Here is a 15,788-nt window from a genome sequence, read left to right on the forward strand (position 1 = left end):
GGTCATGCGCCCCGAGGACGAAGACCGGATTGCCGCCAAGCTTGCCAGAGTGATGGCCGTGGCCTGCGTGCGAAACACGCAGCTCGAGACCCTGCATGCCGGCCTCACGCCCGTTTCGCACACGGGTGATGGCAGCGACGTCATCGTGGAGGACGCCGCGGGCCGACGCATACCCTGGTCCGAGGTCTCGCGGATCAATGACGACGAGATGCGCGCGCTGATGCGCGAGATCGTGGATCGCCTCTACACCTTTCATCTTCGGATCGACGATCCGGCTTTCCGGGCCGAGATCGATCGCTGGGCCGCGATGACCGCAAAGTGGGACGCGCCGAAGCCCGATCCGGTTCTCTCGGCCATTCCAGCCGAGACGCCCGAACGCGGGTAGCCCGCCACCGCCGATCGCCGCGCCATTGTCCGCCGCCTGCCATGCAGGCGGTGTTCTTCATTCTGGAGACCGCCCATGTCCGACGCCACGACCCATCTGCTGCTGCCCTACATCCTCGCGGCGCAGGCCCAGAAGCATGTCACCCACAACGAGGCTCTGCGGATCCTCGACGGACTCGTCCAGCTCTCTGTTCTCGACCGCGATCTGACCAGCCCGCCCGGAAGCCCCGCCGATGGCGACCGCTACATCGTTGGCTCGGGCGCAACCGGCGACTGGGCGGGGTGGGACCTGAACGTCGCGCTCTGGACCGATGGCGCGTGGCTGCGTATGCCACCCCGGACCGGCTGGCGCGCTTGGGTCGAGGACGAGGGGCTGCTGCTGGTCTACGACGGGTCCGGCTGGATCGGCACGACGCCGGCCGCGCTGCAGAACATGGCACTCCTCGGGGTCGGCACCACAGCAGATGCGTCGAACCCGTTCTCGGCCAAGCTGAACGCCGCGCTCTGGACCGCGAAGACCGTCGCCGAGGGCGGCACCGGCGATCTGTTCTACACCATGAACAAGGAGGCCGCAGGCGACGATCTCGGGCTGACCCTGCAGACCGGCTTCGTGACCAAGGCGCTGGTGGGGCTGTTCGGCTCGGACCGCTTCCGGCTGGCAGTCTCCGCCGACGGCAGCACCTTCTTCGACGGGCTCAGCGTCGACAACGCAACCGGCATCGTCGACCAGCCGCGGCTACCCCGCTTCAAGGCATACACGAACTACGACAACTATGTCGGCGTCGGAACCTGGACGAAGATTGGCCTCAACAACACCGACTACAACGACCAGGGCGCCTTCGACGCCGCGAACAACCGCTTCGTGGTGCCCTCTGACGGTACCTACCTCTTCGGCGCGACGCTGCTCTACAAGATCAACGCCAGCGCCACGGCCCGCATGCGCGGACGCCTGGTCCTTAACGGCACCACCGAAATCCGCGGCTCCCTCGGCGAAATCTCCGCCACCCACGTTTCGCTCGCCACCGCCATCTGGCTGCAGACCATGGTGCCGCTAACTGCAGGCGATACCGTCGAGCTGCAGGGGTATTTCCGGGTCGCGGACGGGTATTTCGCCGCCGACCACACGTCCTTCTGGGGCACGAAAATCGGCTGAGGGAGGCGCGCAATGGCACCCCAAAGACCCGAGGACGGTTTCGTCCGCATGCCGGAGCACGAGTTCGAGGCGATCCTGGCGCGCGCCGCCGAAGTAGGTGCGAAGCGTGCGCTGGCCGATGTCGGGCTGGAAGGCGACGAGGCCGCGCTCGATATCCGCGACCTGCGCTCGTTGGTGGACTGCATCCGGATCGTGCGCCGGACGGCGATACAGACCGCCGTCCGCATGATCACCACTGGCGTCATGCTGGCGCTGCTCGCGGGCATCGCCGTCAAGCTGAAGATCTTCGGCGGCAGCCCGTAACCGCTCAACACCACTATCAGCCCACCAGCACCCGCCCACGAGGCGGGTTTTTTCGTTTTGGAGGACCCCATGACCACGACCTTTCACCGCCATTGGCGCGACGTGCCGGAGAGCGCCTGGCGCTGGCCCAACTTCTCGCCCGCTGAGATCGCCTGCCGGGGCACCGGCAAGCTGCTGATCAACGCGCCCGCGCTCGACAAGCTGCAGGCGCTCCGCGACCGGCTGGGCAAGCCGCTGATCGTCCGCTCCGCCTATCGCAGCCCAGAGCACAACCGCGCCGTGGGCGGCGCGACCCGATCGAAGCACCTCGACGGCGCCGCCTTCGACATCGCCATGGCGAACCACGACCCGATGGCCTTCGAGGCGGCGGCGCAGGAGGTCGGGTTCCTCGGCTTCGGCTTCTACCCACGCTCGGGGTTCATCCATATCGACCTCGGGCCCGCACGCCAGTGGGGCGAGCGCTTCCCGGCACGTGCCGTTCCCTTCGCGGCCGAGACCCCGCCGGCGCGCGAGGTCCTGGCGCGGAGCCGGACCATGAAGGGCGGTGGCGCGGCGGGCGTCGCGACGCTCGGAGCAGCCGGAGTCGAGGTGGCGGAGCAGGTGCTCACCGAGACCCAAACCGCGATCCTGCCGCTCGTCCCGTATCTCGATACGCTCCGCTGGGTGTTCATCGCGGTCGCCCTCGGCGGCATCGCCGTCACGATCTACGCGCGCCTTGATGACTGGCGCCGGGGGCGGCGGTGATCGGCGGCCTCCTCGCCACGCTCGCCGGATCGGCATGGGCGCGCACGGCGCTCCGCTACAGCGTCACCGCCCTTGCGATCCTTCTGTTCCTGCTGGCCCTGCGCCGTTCCGGAGAGCGCACGGGGCGGTTGGCCGAGCAGCTCGAAACCATGGAGAAAACCCATGACGCGCAACGACGGATGCTCGAGGCGGCGGCGCGTCGCCCTCGCTCTCGCGACGATCTGGCTGAGCGGCTGCGCGACGGGCGCTTCTGACCTCACTGGCGTCGGGATGTGCCCGCCTGTCGTCGAATACAGCCGGGAGTTCCAGGCGCAGGCGGCGGAGGAACTGACCCTGCTGCCGGAACGGTCGGCAATCGCCGAGATGCTGGCAGACTACGCGGTGATGAGAGACCAGGCGAGGCAGTAGCCTTCTGTAGATCGCTGCTCTTGTGAGTCCGTCCACTTGCGACCTATGCTAAGTCCTATGACTTCATGGGTTTTTAGGAAGTGGCTTAGGACGCAATGAGCTTATCCCCTGACCTGGACGAGGCTGGCCAGCCGCAAACCTCCGGCCGTCGCACGGGACGCTCATTCTACGCTGCGCCTGTCTCAGAGTTTCGCATCACCGACGATGACGCGATCATCGGCAGGCTGTCATCTCGCCACGTTGCCTTCCACGCCGCCGCGGAGGCCGAGCAACTCCGCGCCTGGGAGCGCGAAATCGAGATCCTGAAGGAAAGCTTCGCAAAGTTAGGCTCGCTCTGCGACGACTGGCAGCTCCTTCTCGAAATCCCGCTGCTGCGGCTCGGAAAACGGATCGACGCGATTGTTCTCGCGCCCGGCGTCGTCGGCGTGATCGAATTCAAGATCAACGCGACGGCGTTTCAGAGCGCTGACCGGGTTCAGACGGAACGCTACGCGCAATCGCTCAGCGATTTCCACGAGGCTTCGCAGCAGCGACTGATCCTGCCTATCCTATGCGCTGAGAGGGCGCGGGCGAAGCCCCCGTCGACGACGTTGGTCGAAGGCGTCGGCACATTGATGGAAGCCAATGCGACGACGCTCGCAGACGCGTTTCTGGTTCTGCAAAGCCATGTCGATCCGAATGCTGCCGCGATTGACGCGCATGGGTTCGACTACTCGCCGTACCGACCGACTCCCAACATCGTCGAAGCTGCGCAGGCGCTCTACGCTGGGCACGAAATCGCAGATATTGGGCGCGGCGACGCGGCCGATGCAGAGTTGCAGGCTGCGGCCGCGGCGCTGCAGGAAATCGCCGCCGACGCAGAGGCGTCGCGCGCCAAAGTTGTGTGCTTCGTAACCGGCGCACCTGGCGCCGGCAAAACGCTGCTCGGCTTGGACCTCGCACTCAAGAGTCGATCGGGGACCCGTCCCGCGGCGCTTCTCTCGGGTAACCGCCCACTGGTCCATGTGCTGACCGAAGCCTTGGCGGAAGACAGTGCTGCGCGTGGCGCAATGACGAAGACCGAGGCGCGACGTTTCGCTGACGCAGCCATTCAGAACCTCCTTGGCTATTTGAAGGAGCACACGGACGGCGCTCCGCCGCCGGAGCATGTGATCGTCTTCGATGAGGCGCAGCGCGCCTGGGATGCCGAAGTTGGCAAGGAGCTTATGGGACGGCCGAGCTCCGAACCCGAACTCTTTCTCGAGATCCTCGATCGCTTGGACTGGGCCTGCCTCGTCTGCCTGGTTGGTCCTGGCCAAGAGATCAATCGCGGCGAAGGCGGCCTCGCTCTCTGGGGGGAGGCGCTGCGCTCGGCTCAGAGCGCAGGCAGTCGATGGTGTGTGGTCGCCGCGCCCCAGGCGCTTGACGGCGGGCCGGACGTTCCAGGTTCCGGCATGTTCGCTGAGGGCGGGCTCGGCGGTGTTGAGGTTCGACGGGAGCCATCTCTGCACCTGTCAAACGCCATCCGGGCGTATCGAAACCCCCTTCATGCTCAGTGGGTGGCGCGCCTTCTGGATGGCGACATCGCGGAGGCGAAGGCCCTGGCCGCCAGAATGGACGCCCCGCCAGCTCTGATGACGCGTGACCTAGCTGTCGCGAAGCAATGGCTCCGTCAACGGCGACGAGGCGGTCGAACCGTCGGCCTGCTGGCGAGCTCGGGGGCCGTCCGCCTCGTCGGCGAGGGAGTGCCGCCTTCACCGCGATCGAATGAGTTGAACCCCATCGGCCACTGGTTCTTGAAGCCCTTCACGGATTTCCGCAGCGCTGGCGCGCTTGAGACCCCGATGAGCGAGTTTGGGTGCCAGGGGCTCGAGTTGGATTATGCTTGCCTGTGTTGGGGTGGCGACCTGATCTGGAATGATCAGGGTTGGCTGCCCAGGATGATGCGTGCGCCTCGATGGCAGATTGCTCGAGACACTGAGAAACAGCGTTTTCGGCTGAATGGCTATCGCGTGCTGCTTACCCGGGCCCGGGCCGGTCTCGTGCTCTTCGTGCCGCGGGGCGAGGCTGATGATCCGACCCGTTCCCCGGATGAGATGGACGCCTGTGCCGACGCTCTGATTGCCGCGGGGTGTGCGGAACTCACGCAGAACTAGAGTCGCCGCTGATTGAACTACTGAGCGAATGAACTGTGTACAGTCTGGCTACTCGACCACCGGGTAGAAGGGACGCCCCCAATCCTCCTTCGGGTTGTCCATCATCAGGTCCACGAAGACCGGGAGGAGGAAGCCGAGTATCGCGGCGCCGTCACGGACCTGTGCTCGGTTCACGCCGCTGTTCCACGTCGATCCGCCGTGCACCAGCTGATTGCGCAGCACGTAGAGCCGGTCGAAGACGAAACTGAGAACGCGAACGCTATCGCCGGCCTGGAACGCCTGTGCAAAGCTGCGCGAGGAGGTCCGGAACCTTTCCTCCCAATCCTCGAACCCATCTATGCCGTTCTGATGCTGCCAGAATGGGTTGAAGACGAAGCGGTTCTCCATGAGCATCCGAACTGGGCCTGAGAACCGTTGCCATAGCGCCTTGTAAACGCGTCGCTCTTCATCCCGCGCCACCAGCTTACCAAAGTAATCGACGATCGCAGCCCTTTCCCCGGGTGCAACCCATTGGAATTCGCGCTCGTCCGCATAGGCTGCGTTGAAGGCAATCCAGAGGAAGATGAAGCGTGCATCGTGATCGTCGCCGCACGCCTCTGCTCGGCGGATCCAGCTGATGGAGCGGTGCACGCGTAGCCCCATCGTCTCGGGAAAGCCCGCACGGATAGCGCGTTGCTTCTCCTTCAAAGCGCTGAACGTCAGGCTGTCCGTCATCGAATTCCTCCGTTTGGAATACTCGTTCACGGCATCGCGCCGAAATCGGACCGGCGGTATCCGTCGACCATCGCGCGGAGCGGCTCCGGGGCAATGACCTCGACCTTGTTTCCCCACTGGTAGAGGTGCCAGGTCATCTCCAGCCAGCCCGACGCCTCGAAACGCACGACAAGGCTGCCGTCGTCTTGCGGCTCAAGCACCTGCCGGGGATGAAAGCGAAAACCAGCGGCGCGTTCGGCCGCCTCGGGCGTGAAGCGCCAGATCACCTCGCCGTATTGTTCGGGATCCTGCCAGACCCCGAAGGACCGTGCGGCGTAATCCACGATGCTGAAACCCTCCTGAAGCCGAAAGCTCTCGTCCAGAACTTCCGCCGCGCGGATCAGGTCGATGCGGAAATTGCGTACCTCGTCTGCTTTGACGGGGTCGCGTGCAGCGAGGTACGTCCGGTGGCCCAGCAACACGCCATGAGGTTCCAGGATGCGGTTTGCGTCGTCCTGGTTGTAGCGGACACTCAGGCGAAACGGGCCGCGCAGGGCCTCGATGATGGCATCGAGCACGTCCGTCTCGACGCTGACTTTCGGGCCGGGGCGCGTGACCTGTCCCATGGCGGCCAGGACCGCCTCTGCGTCGGTCTCGATACGGGACCGGGAGGGCGCCTGAGCCAGCAGCCCCTCGCGCAGATCAGCCAAGGCTCGTGCATGTCGTAGCCGACCCTCGGCCTCCGCCCCGCGAACGGCGATCTCCAAGGCTTCCACACCTGTTTCATGGCGAAGTTGCAGGCGGTTGAGGCCAGGATCAATCAGGCGCCAGCGTCGTTTGCGGTCCTCGCCATCCTCTACCAAGACGTTTCCAAAGGTTTCCTCCAGCGCGTCGGTCATCCGCTGCGCTGTCCGATGCGACACCTCGAACTCCCGCGCGATCTCCTCGAGGCTGATCCCACTGCGTCTTGCGGCAGCCAACTGTGCGAGCCGGATCAGGTCCTGAGCCTTGGAAAAGGACACGTGCGCCTCGCAGCCTGCCAATTTTTGACACCCCCAGAGGCTAGAAAGGTCGTTGCGTCCTGTCGAGCCGATTTTCTGAAGTGTTCGAAAGTAAAAGGTAGTGGGGCCCGACAGGCGCACCGATGCGAGGGAGACGAGCGGAGACATGCGTGGGAGGCTGCTCAATATGGGTGTCCAGACTCTCAAATCTCCATTGCTTCTCTGACAGTTATTGACACCCACCGGGATGATTTAAGAAGCTGCAATCAGGAGACGTTTTCCGCGGTTCGGGTTGCGCTCATTGACGATTGAAGGAGCCCATGCGGGAAATCGGCGGCAAAATCCTCTTCTCGGCGAGCGACCTGATGCGTTTCATGGGCTGCGCCCATGCGACGACGCTCGATCTCATGCGCCTGCGCGGCGAAGGGCCGGAGCCTGGCGAGGACAGCGAGGACGCGGCGCTTCTGCAGAAGCAGGGCGACGCGCATGAGGCCGCGCATCTGGAGCGTTTGAAGGTTTCTGGCAGGTCCGTGGTCGAGATCCCGCGCGGCAATCTGGCACGCGATGCGGAGGCCACGCGCGTGGCGCTGACCGAAGGTTCAGAGGTGGTCTTTCAGGGCGCGTTCCTGTCGGGCAACTGGGGCGGCTGGTCCGACTTCCTGGAGCGCGTAGAGCGCCCCTCTGCGCTCGGGTCCTTCAGTTACGAGGTCGCCGACACCAAGCTGAAGCGTCGGCCGCATCCGAAACACGTCCTCCAGCTCGTGCTCTATTCCGACCTTCTCGCCGAGGTTCAGGGCGCGGCGCCTGAATTCGCCCACGTCGAGCTCGGCTCGGGGGAGCGCGCAACCCTGCGCCTCGCAGATTACGCGCACTATGCACGCGGCGCGCGGGCACGGCTGGAGAACTTCGTGGCGAACCCGTCGCACACGCGCCCCATCCCCTGCGCCGATTGCGCCTTGTGCCGCTGGGCCGACCATTGCGAAAGCGTCTGGGCCGCCGAGGACAGCCTTTTCAAGGTTGCGGGTATCAGCCGCGGACAGGTGAAGAAGCTCGAAGCGGCGGGGATCACGACCATGCAGGCGCTGTCCCGCCTCGATCACCCCATTCGCGGCATGGCGGAGACCACGCGGGCAAAGCTCGTCACCCAGGCGCGGCTTCAACATGCCCGCAAGGCGGGGGCGCCTGCTTACGAACTGCGCGCGCCCGAGACGGGCAAGGGCTTCGACCTGCTGCCCGCGCCGGCACCCGGCGACATCTTCTACGACATCGAGGGCGATCCGCATTACGAAGACGGCCTCGAATACCTTCACGGCGTCTGGTGCGATGGACAGTTCCGCGCCTTCTGGGCGCATGACCATGAGGCCGAGGCGGAGGCCCTGTCGGAACTGCTGGCGTTCTTCCGGGCGCGGCTCGACGCCTACCCTGATGCGCGGATCTACCACTATGCGCCCTACGAGATCACCGCGCTGCGTCGGCTGACGACGAAATACGGGATCGGCGAGGCGTTCCTAGACCGGCTCCTGCGCGAGCGCCGGTTTGTCGATCTCTACGCCGTCGTGCGCGGCGGGCTGATCTGCTCGGAGGCGAACTATTCCATCAAGTCGATGGAAGCCTTCTATGACCGAAAGCGCGACGGCGCGGTGAAGACGGCGGGTGGGTCGGTGGTCGCCTACGAGCGCTGGCGTGAGACGGGCGAGCAGCAGATCCTCGACGAGATCGAGGAGTACAACCGCATCGACTGCATCTCCACCGAGGAACTCCGGGATTGGCTGGTTCGGGTCCGGCCCGAACGCCCCTGGCCGCGTCTGGCCGACGATGCGGGCGACAAAGAGGAGGCGGAGGATGCCGACGCCTCAGAACTGCGCGCCGTGCTCGCCGCGTCCGGGCTGTCCGACGAGCGCCAGCAGATGCTTTTCAACCTCGGACTGTTCCACAAGCGGGAGGCGAAACCCGCGCAATGGGCGGTGTTCGACAGCGCTGGCAAGGACGAGGACGAGTTGATCGACGACCTCGACGCGCTTGCCGGGCTCGAGGCTCTCGGGCCGGCGGAACCGGAGAAGCGATCCATGGCGCGAACCTATCGGTTCCCGCCCCAGGAGACGAAGCTGCGGGGCGGCAAGAAGGCGACTGTGCCAGTCGTCGACGGACCGCCTGCCACCATTGACATTGCGGCTCTCGACCGGACGAGGCGAGAGATCACTCTCAAGGCGGGACTAAAGAAAGCGCACCTGCTGGGCGAGCGCCTCACGTTGCACCCGGACTGGCCGCTCAATACCGGCGTCATCGCCGCGGCACTGCGTGACGTCATCGCGGATCAATGCGGGCCGCGCCGGTTCACCGCCATCGACGACCTCCTGTCCCGCGCAGCTCCGCGCCTAACAACTGGCCCGAAACCCGACCTGCTGGAGGGAGCCGATCCCGTGGCCGGGACGATCACGGCGGTGGGCGCGATGGACGGCACCGTGCTTCCGATCCAGGGGCCGCCAGGCACCGGCAAGACCTATGTCACGGCGCGGGCGATTCTGTCGCTCGTACGGAGAGGGCACCGCGTCGGCGTGGCCTCGAACAGCCACGAGGCCATTCGCAATGTGCTGATGGGATGTCTTGTTGCGCTTGAGGAAGACGACCCGGACATCACACTGGAGAACGCCGAGCTCGCTCACAAGGTGAGTGGTGAAGACGACGGCTATCCTGAGGGCTTCGCCGGCATCACTCGTGCCACGTCCAACGACGACCCCGCGCTGACAGAGGCCCATGTCGTCGGCGGCACCGCCTTCTTCTTCTCGCGCCCGGAGCTCGAGCAGTCGCTGGACTGGCTCTTCATTGACGAGGCTGGACAAGTCGGCCTCGCGAATATGGTCGCCATGGGGCGCGCTGCGCGCAACATCGTGCTGGTCGGCGATCCGCGTCAGCTACCGCAGGTGATCCAGGGCGCGCACCCCGAGCCTGCGAACCTCTCATGCCTCGACTGGATGCTGGGCGATCACGCGACGATCCCGCCGGACCGCGGCATCTTCCTTCCTGTCTCGCGGCGCATGCATCCTGAGGTCTGCCGCTTCATTTCGGACCAGGTCTATGAGGGTCGGCTGACCAGCCACCCCGATACCGCGCGCCAGGCCGTAACCGGCACGCATTTCCCCGAGGCAGGAGCGTTCTGGGTCCCAGTCGCGCATGAGGGCAATGCGCAGATCTCGACCGAGGAGGTCTCCGCGATCCAGGCCGCGGCCGCCGACCTTCTGAAAGGCGAGTGGACGGAGAAGGACGGCACGCGCCGCCCCATGCGCGAGACGGACATCATCGTCGTCGCCCCCTACAATGCGCAGGTGAACGCCCTTCGCGACGCACTGCCGCCCGGCATCCGCGTCGGCACGGTCGACAAGTTCCAAGGGCAGGAGGCGCCGGTCTGCCTCATCTCCATGACGGCCTCATCAGCCGAGGAAACGCCGCGCGGGATGGACTTCCTGTTCTCACTCAACCGGATCAACGTGGCTGTCTCGCGCGCCAAGGGGTTGGCGCTGGTCTTCGGCGCGCCGCGTCTGCGCGAGGCAAAATGCGAGACGGTCGAACAGATGCAGTTGGTGAATACGATCTGTGCCCTCGAAGCATGGATCTCAAAAAGCAACCAGTAGGACTTGTATCATTGAACGGCAGACAAGCAGAAGAATTCTTGGACAGACTTGCATCCACTGGCAAGCTCGAGCGGCTAAGCAAATCTGGTCGCACGAAAGCCGTCATTTATCGAACCTCGAACGAGCGAGTCCTCGCCGTAATACCCGAGTCCGACCCTGCGAAACTTGTCTTGGAGCGGCGGCCAAAAGGGTACGATGTGATCTGGGACGATTGGCTGGGCGAAATTGGCGCTGAAGCTACGGGCCAGCAGCTTGCTACGACCGGACTGAAGGTAAAGGAGGCTGGTGCTCTCGCGGAGGGGCTGCAGCAGGTATTGGTGGTACGCAATCAAGATCAAATTGAAAAACTGCTTGAAAGATATCTTCAAGACAAAGACGCACCAGGCAAAAAACCATTCACGCGCGCGCAGGTTGAAGCGGCAATGGATGTTTTCGATCGCTACAGAAAGTATGGCGAAGACAGCGAAATATTCCGCCACTTCGGTGATCCGCGGGACTACTGGGTGCGATCCAGCCGCGACCGTGAGAACCGCGTCTACCCCAGCAAGCCGCTCGTGGGATACCTCCTGAAGAAGACTGAGCTGAATGGTGGCTGGGGCCAAAAAGCTGACGCGGCAGCCAGGCTTCACAACTCGGGATTCATAATCGTTGATCAGGCGGATGAGCCTGTCCAAGCCCCCGAACGATATGAGCACCTAATTTCAGGCGCTGATCGCATCAGGCTATGTGCACTCAATTACTTTATCGAGCCGGCTCGGGAGAAACGCCTGAAGACTGTGACCATACATGCTGGAGACATGGCCAGCGCAATGGGGCTGAAGAACGCTTTCCCAAATATCTGCCAGACTCTCGGTGGCGAGAAGCTTCAGCAGCTTGCGCAGGTGCCGCCGCCCACGATTTCAGCGCCGAATCCTAGCAGCTCAACAACATTTACCTACCAACTTGGATCTAAATCGGAAGCGGACACAATGGACCAAGCGAGCACGACGATATCGGCGTCCGCAACCAACCTCATCCTTTATGGGCCGCCAGGGACCGGGAAGACTTTCACCACAGCGGCGGAGGCGGTGAGGCTCTGTGCCGAGCCAGTCCCGCAGGATCGGGCCGAACTCATGGCGGTCTACCAGAGGCTCGTGGCGGCCGGGCGCATCGAGTTCGTCACATTCCACCAGTCGATGTCTTACGAGGATTTCGTCGAAGGTCGGCAGCCCATGACAGGGGCGGATGGAGACGGCGAGGCGGAGTCTGCCGGCTTCCGGCTCGAAACGGTCCACGGGATATTCAGGCGGATCGCGAAGCGCGCGGAGACCAGCCGCGGGCGCTCATCGGGCGATGACACGATCAGACTGGAGGGGCGCCAAGTCTTCAAGATGTCGATCGGCGAAGCGAACAACCCCGAGGACGCGCACCTGTTCGAGGAAGCGATAGAGGACGGCTACACACTCCTCGGTTTCGACGACATCGACTGGAGCGATGAGAAGTACGCCAACCGTGAGGCGATCTTCGAGGCCTGCAAGAACCACCGAGACGGCGGCGGCGACATAGATGCAAGATCCGGATGGGTCCAGATGCCCTTCCGATTCCGGAACTGGGTCCGGCAAGGCGACATCGTGATCGTGTCGAAGGGAAACCAGCAGTTCCGTGCCATTGGGGAGTTCGTCGGCGACTACGAGTTCAAGCCACGGCCGGAAGGGGGCTATGCCCACCGGCGTGCGGTGCGATGGCTTTGGGTGGATCGTGACGGGGTACCGGTCAGCGAGATCTACAGCCGCGGCTTCATGCAGCAATCGATTTATCTGCTCTACGACAGCGAGCTCAATATTCCTGCTCTTGAGCGCTACATGAACAGCCAGAGGAGCGACGGGGGGGGCGAGCCCAGAGGTGGACCCGCCTGGTGAGACAGTTTGGCGGCTTGGCTAAGGTGGATCGGGTTGGTTTCTATGCCGCCAGTCGCTCCGTCATTTCCGCCGTAGCATAGACCTCGTCGGGTGTCCTGCCGCCGAAGGTCGAGTGCGGGCGTCTCTCATTGTAGTAGGCTATCCATGAACCGATCCCGTTGCGGGCTTCGCTTCCGGTCTCGAAGGCGTTGAGGAAGACGCACTCGTATTTGAGGCTGCGCCACAGCCGCTCGATGAAGACGTTGTCCATCCANAGATCGAGCGTTTCGCGCTCGCCTCGCCTGCCTCGGTCCCCGAGGTGCTGCCGCTGATTCGCAAGATATGGAGCCAGCATCGCCAGCTGCGCGCCTCGATGCTGCAGGATCTGGAAAAGGGCCGCGATACCGAGATCGGCTTCATCAACGGCATCGTTTGCCGGACCGGGCGCGGGCACGGGCTGGCGACGCCCTTCAACGACCGCGTGGTGGAACTGGTCAGCGAGGCGCAGGCCGCCCGCGGCGTTCCCGATTTCTCGAACATCGACCGTTTCGACGATCTGCTGCGCCCGCATCCGGCGCTGCTCGATTCAATTTCGCGAGGAAACCATGGCTAAGCAACCCGTCGTCATCACCTGCGCCATCACCGGCGCGATCCATACCCCGACCATGTCGGATGCGCTGCCCTATACGCCCGAGGACATCGCGGCGCAGGCCATCGGGGCGGCCGAGGCCGGGGCCGCGATCCTGCATCTGCATGCGCGCCGCCCCCATGACGGCGGCGTCACCATCGACCCCGAGGCCTTCGCCGCCTTCCTGCCGCGCATCAAGCAATCGACCGATGCGGTGATCAACATCTCGACCGGCGGCAGCCTGACCAACACCATCGACGAGCGCGTGGCCCCGGCGCTGCGCTTCTCGCCCGAGATGTGTTCGCTGAACATGGGCAGCATGAACTTCAGCTTCCACCCGCTGGCAAAACGCTACGACACCTGGAAATTCGACTGGGAGCGCGACTATGTCGCCAAGTCCGACGGCAATATCTTCCGCAACACCTTCGCCGATATCGAGAACGCGGCCGGCCAGCTTGCCCCCCACGACATCAAGTTCGAGCATGAATGCTACGATGTCGGGCACCTCTACAACCTGCGCTTCTGCATGGATATCGGGCTGTTCAAGGCGCCGGTCTTTATCCAGTTCATCTTCGGCATCCTGGGCGGGATCGGGCCCGAGGTGGACAACCTGATCTTCATGAAGCGCACCGCCGACCGGCTGTTCGGCGACGATTACCGCTGGTCGGTCCTTGGCGCGGGCGGGGCGCAGATGCCGCTGGCCACCACCGCCAGCCAGATGGGCGGCAATGTCCGCGTCGGGCTGGAGGATTCGCTGTTGATCGCACGCGGCAGGCTGGCGGAATCGAATGCGCAACAGGTTGCCAAGATCCGCCGCATCATCGAGGATCTGGGCAGCCAGGTCGCCACTCCCGACCAGGCGCGCGAGATCCTGGGCCTCAAGGGCGGCGACAGGGTGAATTTCTGAGGCCAGGCCGCATCCGGTTGTTCCGGCTCATGGCATATGGGCCGGGACGAAGGAGCGGGCCGCCGCCAACCCGAGGGGAGGAGCGGGTCCATGCGCCTCGCGTCCCGGATTGCGGCAGGCCGGCCTTTGCCCCCTGCGCCAGCGGGTGCTGCGATCAGGACCAGATATCGGCATCGACGCCCTTTGCCATTTCGGGATGTTCGCGAATGCTGAACCTTGGGCTATGCCCCGCCTCGCGTTGCGCGAAATAGTTCCGCGTCAGGGCCACCACCGTTCCCGACAGCGCGACGATGGCGATCAGGTTGATCGTCGCCATCAACCCCATCGAGGCATCTGCAAGATCGAACACCGTCGTGACGGCCTGCAACGCCCCCCACAGCACCATGACCAGAACCAGGCACCGCAGGGCAGTCAGCCCGGCCCTGTTGCCGATGCCCAGAAAGGTCATCGCCATTTCCGAATAGGCGTAATTGCCGATGATCGAGGTGAAGGCGAAGAAGAAGATCGCCACCGCCACGAACAGCGGGCCGACGCCTCCGATATGGTCGGCCATGGCGGACTGGGTCAGCTGCGTGCCCGTCAGCTCGCCCCCCGGCACATAGACCCCCGAAAGCAGGATCATCAGCGCGGTGCAGGTGCAGATCAGGATGGTGTCGATGAAGACGNCGTCAGCTCGCCCCCCGGCACATAGACCCCCGAAAGCAGGATCATCAGCGCGGTGCAGGTGCAGATCAGGATGGTGTCGATGAAGACGCCGAAAGCCTGCACGAAGCCCTGGCTCGAAGGATGGTGCGGATTGGGCGTCGCCGCCGCCGCGATGTTCGGCGCCGAGCCCATCCCGGCCTCGTTCGAGAACAGCCCGCGCTTCACCCCGTTCAGCATGGCGGCGGCAAGGCCGCCGGTGATGCCGCCGGCCGCCTCGGTCAGGCCGAAGGCGTTGGACAGGATATGGCCAAGCATCCCCGGAACCGCGCCCAGGTTCATCAGCACGACGGTGATCGCGACCAGCAGGTAGATGCCGGCCATGAAGGGCACGACATATTCCGCCACCGTGGCGATCTGCCGGATGCCGCCGAAGATCACCACGCCGGTCAGCGCGGCGATGGCAAGCCCGGTCGCCAGCTTGGGCATGCCGAAGGCCCCCTCCATCGCATCGGCGATCGAGTTCGCCTGCACCGCGTTGAACACCAGCCCGAAGGACAGGATCAGGCAGACCGAGAACACGCCGCCCAGCCAGGGCAGGCCAAGCCCGCGCGCGATGTAGAAGGCGGGACCGCCGCGATAGACACCCCCGGCATCGCTGCTGTCCTTGACCTTGTAGAGCTGGGCCAGCGTCGATTCGGAATAGGCGGTCGCCATGCCGACCAGGGCGACCATCCACATCCAGAAGATCGCGCCCGGCCCGCCAAGGACCAGCGCCACCGCGACCCCGGCGATGTTGCCGGTGCCCACGCGCGACGCCAGGCTTGTGCAAAGCGCCTGGAACGGGGAAATCCCCTGCCGGTCTGCCGCGGGGGCGGCGGTGATCGACCGGATCATCTCTCGGAAATGCAGGATCTGCTGAAAGCGCAGCCGGATGGTGAAATAGATCCCGACGGCCAGCAGGCCGTAGATCAGGACATATCCCCAGAAGATCGTGTTCAGAAAGCCGATAACTGTCGTCACCTTGGATTCTCCGGTTCGGGCGGAATGGATGCGGTTGACGCCTGTCCGGAAAGACTAGCCCGTGTCTGAAGGCTGGGCAATTCCAATGGCTTTCGGACTGCCTGCTCTCCGGCCTTGCCGCTCCCGCGACGTCTCGGCCCCCGGCTCCCGGTTTTTGCGGGGCGGTTTTCGCGGGCCTGGCTGGCGGCGGTGGCGGGCGGATCTGTTCTTCCGGTGCCGGCGCCGTCTTGATATGGGGCCGATTCCCGCCTAGCACCCGGC

At 64.5% G+C, this 15,788-nt stretch carries 14 protein-coding genes and 1 pseudogene; 10 read left to right on the top strand and 5 right to left on the bottom strand.

The window, feature by feature from the left end; genetic code table 11:
* Positions 1-4: 4 nt before the first annotated feature.
* From ACDP63_RS19710 to ACDP63_RS19735, 6 genes are all read left to right on the top strand, one after another.
* Positions 5-385: a hypothetical protein gene (locus ACDP63_RS19710; RefSeq protein ID WP_409928529.1), complete on the top strand. Its 381-nt coding sequence runs from the start codon at positions 5-7 to the stop codon at positions 383-385.
* Between the two features lie 75 nt (positions 386-460).
* Positions 461-1,537 carry a DUF2793 domain-containing protein gene (locus tag ACDP63_RS19715; protein ID WP_409928530.1) on the top strand — a complete coding sequence of 359 codons (1,077 nt, stop codon included), beginning with the start codon at positions 461-463 and terminating at the stop codon, positions 1,535-1,537.
* A gap of 12 nt (positions 1,538-1,549) precedes the next feature.
* Positions 1,550-1,840 (top strand): DUF6127 family protein, encoded by a 291-nt coding sequence (locus tag ACDP63_RS19720; RefSeq protein ID WP_409928531.1) that lies wholly within the window; start codon positions 1,550-1,552, stop codon positions 1,838-1,840.
* Between the two features lie 69 nt (positions 1,841-1,909).
* On the top strand, positions 1,910-2,584 hold the full coding sequence (locus ACDP63_RS19725; RefSeq protein WP_409928532.1) for a YcbK family protein: 675 nt from the start codon (positions 1,910-1,912) through the stop codon (positions 2,582-2,584).
* On the top strand, positions 2,581-2,838 hold the full coding sequence (locus ACDP63_RS19730; RefSeq protein ID WP_409928533.1) for a hypothetical protein: 258 nt from the start codon (positions 2,581-2,583) through the stop codon (positions 2,836-2,838). The genes ACDP63_RS19725 and ACDP63_RS19730 overlap by 4 nt, the downstream gene beginning before the upstream one ends.
* Before the next feature lie 249 nt (positions 2,839-3,087).
* Positions 3,088-5,127: a DNA/RNA helicase domain-containing protein gene (locus ACDP63_RS19735; protein WP_409928534.1), complete on the top strand. Its 2,040-nt coding sequence runs from the start codon at positions 3,088-3,090 to the stop codon at positions 5,125-5,127.
* A gap of 48 nt (positions 5,128-5,175) precedes the next feature.
* On the opposite strand, the gene ACDP63_RS19740 is transcribed toward ACDP63_RS19735, so the two are convergent.
* The gene (locus tag ACDP63_RS19740; RefSeq protein WP_409928535.1) at positions 5,176-5,841 is read right to left on the bottom strand and encodes a hypothetical protein; all 666 of its coding nucleotides are present in this window, start codon (positions 5,839-5,841) and stop codon (positions 5,176-5,178) included.
* 26 nt (positions 5,842-5,867) lie between these two features.
* Entirely contained in the window at positions 5,868-6,842 is a 975-nt protein-coding gene (locus ACDP63_RS19745) for a helix-turn-helix transcriptional regulator (RefSeq protein WP_409928536.1), read from the bottom strand.
* 299 nt (positions 6,843-7,141) lie between these two features.
* Here ACDP63_RS19745 and ACDP63_RS19750 point away from each other — a divergent pair, with 299 nt between their 5' ends.
* Together ACDP63_RS19750 and ACDP63_RS19755 are read left to right on the top strand one after the other, a co-directional pair.
* Positions 7,142-10,450, top strand: a complete 3,309-nt coding sequence (locus ACDP63_RS19750) for a TM0106 family RecB-like putative nuclease (RefSeq protein WP_409928537.1) — start codon at positions 7,142-7,144, stop codon at positions 10,448-10,450.
* Between the two features lie 197 nt (positions 10,451-10,647).
* Positions 10,648-12,348: a hypothetical protein gene (locus ACDP63_RS19755; RefSeq protein WP_409928538.1), complete on the top strand. Its 1,701-nt coding sequence runs from the start codon at positions 10,648-10,650 to the stop codon at positions 12,346-12,348.
* A 40-nt stretch (positions 12,349-12,388) separates the two neighbouring features.
* On the opposite strand, the pseudogene ACDP63_RS19760 reads toward ACDP63_RS19755, so the two are convergent.
* Positions 12,389-12,601, bottom strand: a pseudogene (locus tag ACDP63_RS19760) (integrase core domain-containing protein); the annotation flags it as partial.
* A 45-nt stretch (positions 12,602-12,646) separates the two neighbouring features.
* On the opposite strand from ACDP63_RS19760, the gene ACDP63_RS19765 reads away from it, so the two are divergent.
* Together ACDP63_RS19765 and ACDP63_RS19770 are read left to right on the top strand one after the other, a co-directional pair.
* Complete coding sequence (locus ACDP63_RS19765) at positions 12,647-12,940, top strand: ketopantoate reductase family protein (RefSeq protein ID WP_409928539.1); 294 nt, start codon at positions 12,647-12,649, stop codon at positions 12,938-12,940.
* Positions 12,933-13,862 (top strand): 3-keto-5-aminohexanoate cleavage protein, encoded by a 930-nt coding sequence (locus tag ACDP63_RS19770; protein ID WP_024844863.1) that lies wholly within the window; start codon positions 12,933-12,935, stop codon positions 13,860-13,862. The genes ACDP63_RS19765 and ACDP63_RS19770 overlap by 8 nt, the downstream gene beginning before the upstream one ends.
* A gap of 154 nt (positions 13,863-14,016) precedes the next feature.
* Here ACDP63_RS19770 and ACDP63_RS19775 read toward each other — a convergent pair whose 3' ends face one another.
* Together ACDP63_RS19775 and ACDP63_RS19780 are read right to left on the bottom strand one after the other, a co-directional pair.
* On the bottom strand, positions 14,017-14,484 hold the full coding sequence (locus ACDP63_RS19775; protein ID WP_409928540.1) for an alanine:cation symporter family protein: 468 nt from the start codon (positions 14,482-14,484) through the stop codon (positions 14,017-14,019).
* Positions 14,485-14,504: 20 nt separating this feature from the next.
* Positions 14,505-15,527 carry an alanine/glycine:cation symporter family protein gene (locus tag ACDP63_RS19780; RefSeq protein ID WP_409928541.1) on the bottom strand — a complete coding sequence of 341 codons (1,023 nt, stop codon included), beginning with the start codon at positions 15,525-15,527 and terminating at the stop codon, positions 14,505-14,507.
* Positions 15,528-15,788: the final 261 nt, after the last annotated feature.

The sequence above is a fragment of the Paracoccus sp. P2 genome (assembly GCF_046335115.1).
Taxonomy (GTDB): Bacteria; Pseudomonadota; Alphaproteobacteria; order Rhodobacterales; family Rhodobacteraceae; genus Paracoccus; species Paracoccus pantotrophus.

Bases quoted from the DNA above. Each gene is read 5' to 3' on its own strand.
- ACDP63_RS19710 (WP_409928529.1), top strand. From the start codon at position 5: ATGCGCCCCGAGGACGAAGACCGGATTGCCGCCAAGCTTGCCAGAGTG.
- ACDP63_RS19715 (WP_409928530.1), top strand. From the start codon at position 461: ATGTCCGACGCCACGACCCATCTGCTGCTGCCCTACATCCTCGCGGCG.
- ACDP63_RS19720 (WP_409928531.1), top strand. From the start codon at position 1,550: ATGGCACCCCAAAGACCCGAGGACGGTTTCGTCCGCATGCCGGAGCAC.
- ACDP63_RS19725 (WP_409928532.1), top strand. From the start codon at position 1,910: ATGACCACGACCTTTCACCGCCATTGGCGCGACGTGCCGGAGAGCGCC.
- ACDP63_RS19735 (WP_409928534.1), top strand. From the start codon at position 3,088: ATGAGCTTATCCCCTGACCTGGACGAGGCTGGCCAGCCGCAAACCTCC.
- ACDP63_RS19740 (WP_409928535.1), bottom strand. From the start codon at position 5,841: ATGACGGACAGCCTGACGTTCAGCGCTTTGAAGGAGAAGCAACGCGCT.
- ACDP63_RS19750 (WP_409928537.1), top strand. From the start codon at position 7,142: ATGCGGGAAATCGGCGGCAAAATCCTCTTCTCGGCGAGCGACCTGATG.
- ACDP63_RS19770 (WP_024844863.1), top strand. From the start codon at position 12,933: ATGGCTAAGCAACCCGTCGTCATCACCTGCGCCATCACCGGCGCGATC.
- ACDP63_RS19775 (WP_409928540.1), bottom strand. From the start codon at position 14,484: ATGATCCTGCTTTCGGGGGTCTATGTGCCGGGGGGCGAGCTGACGGGC.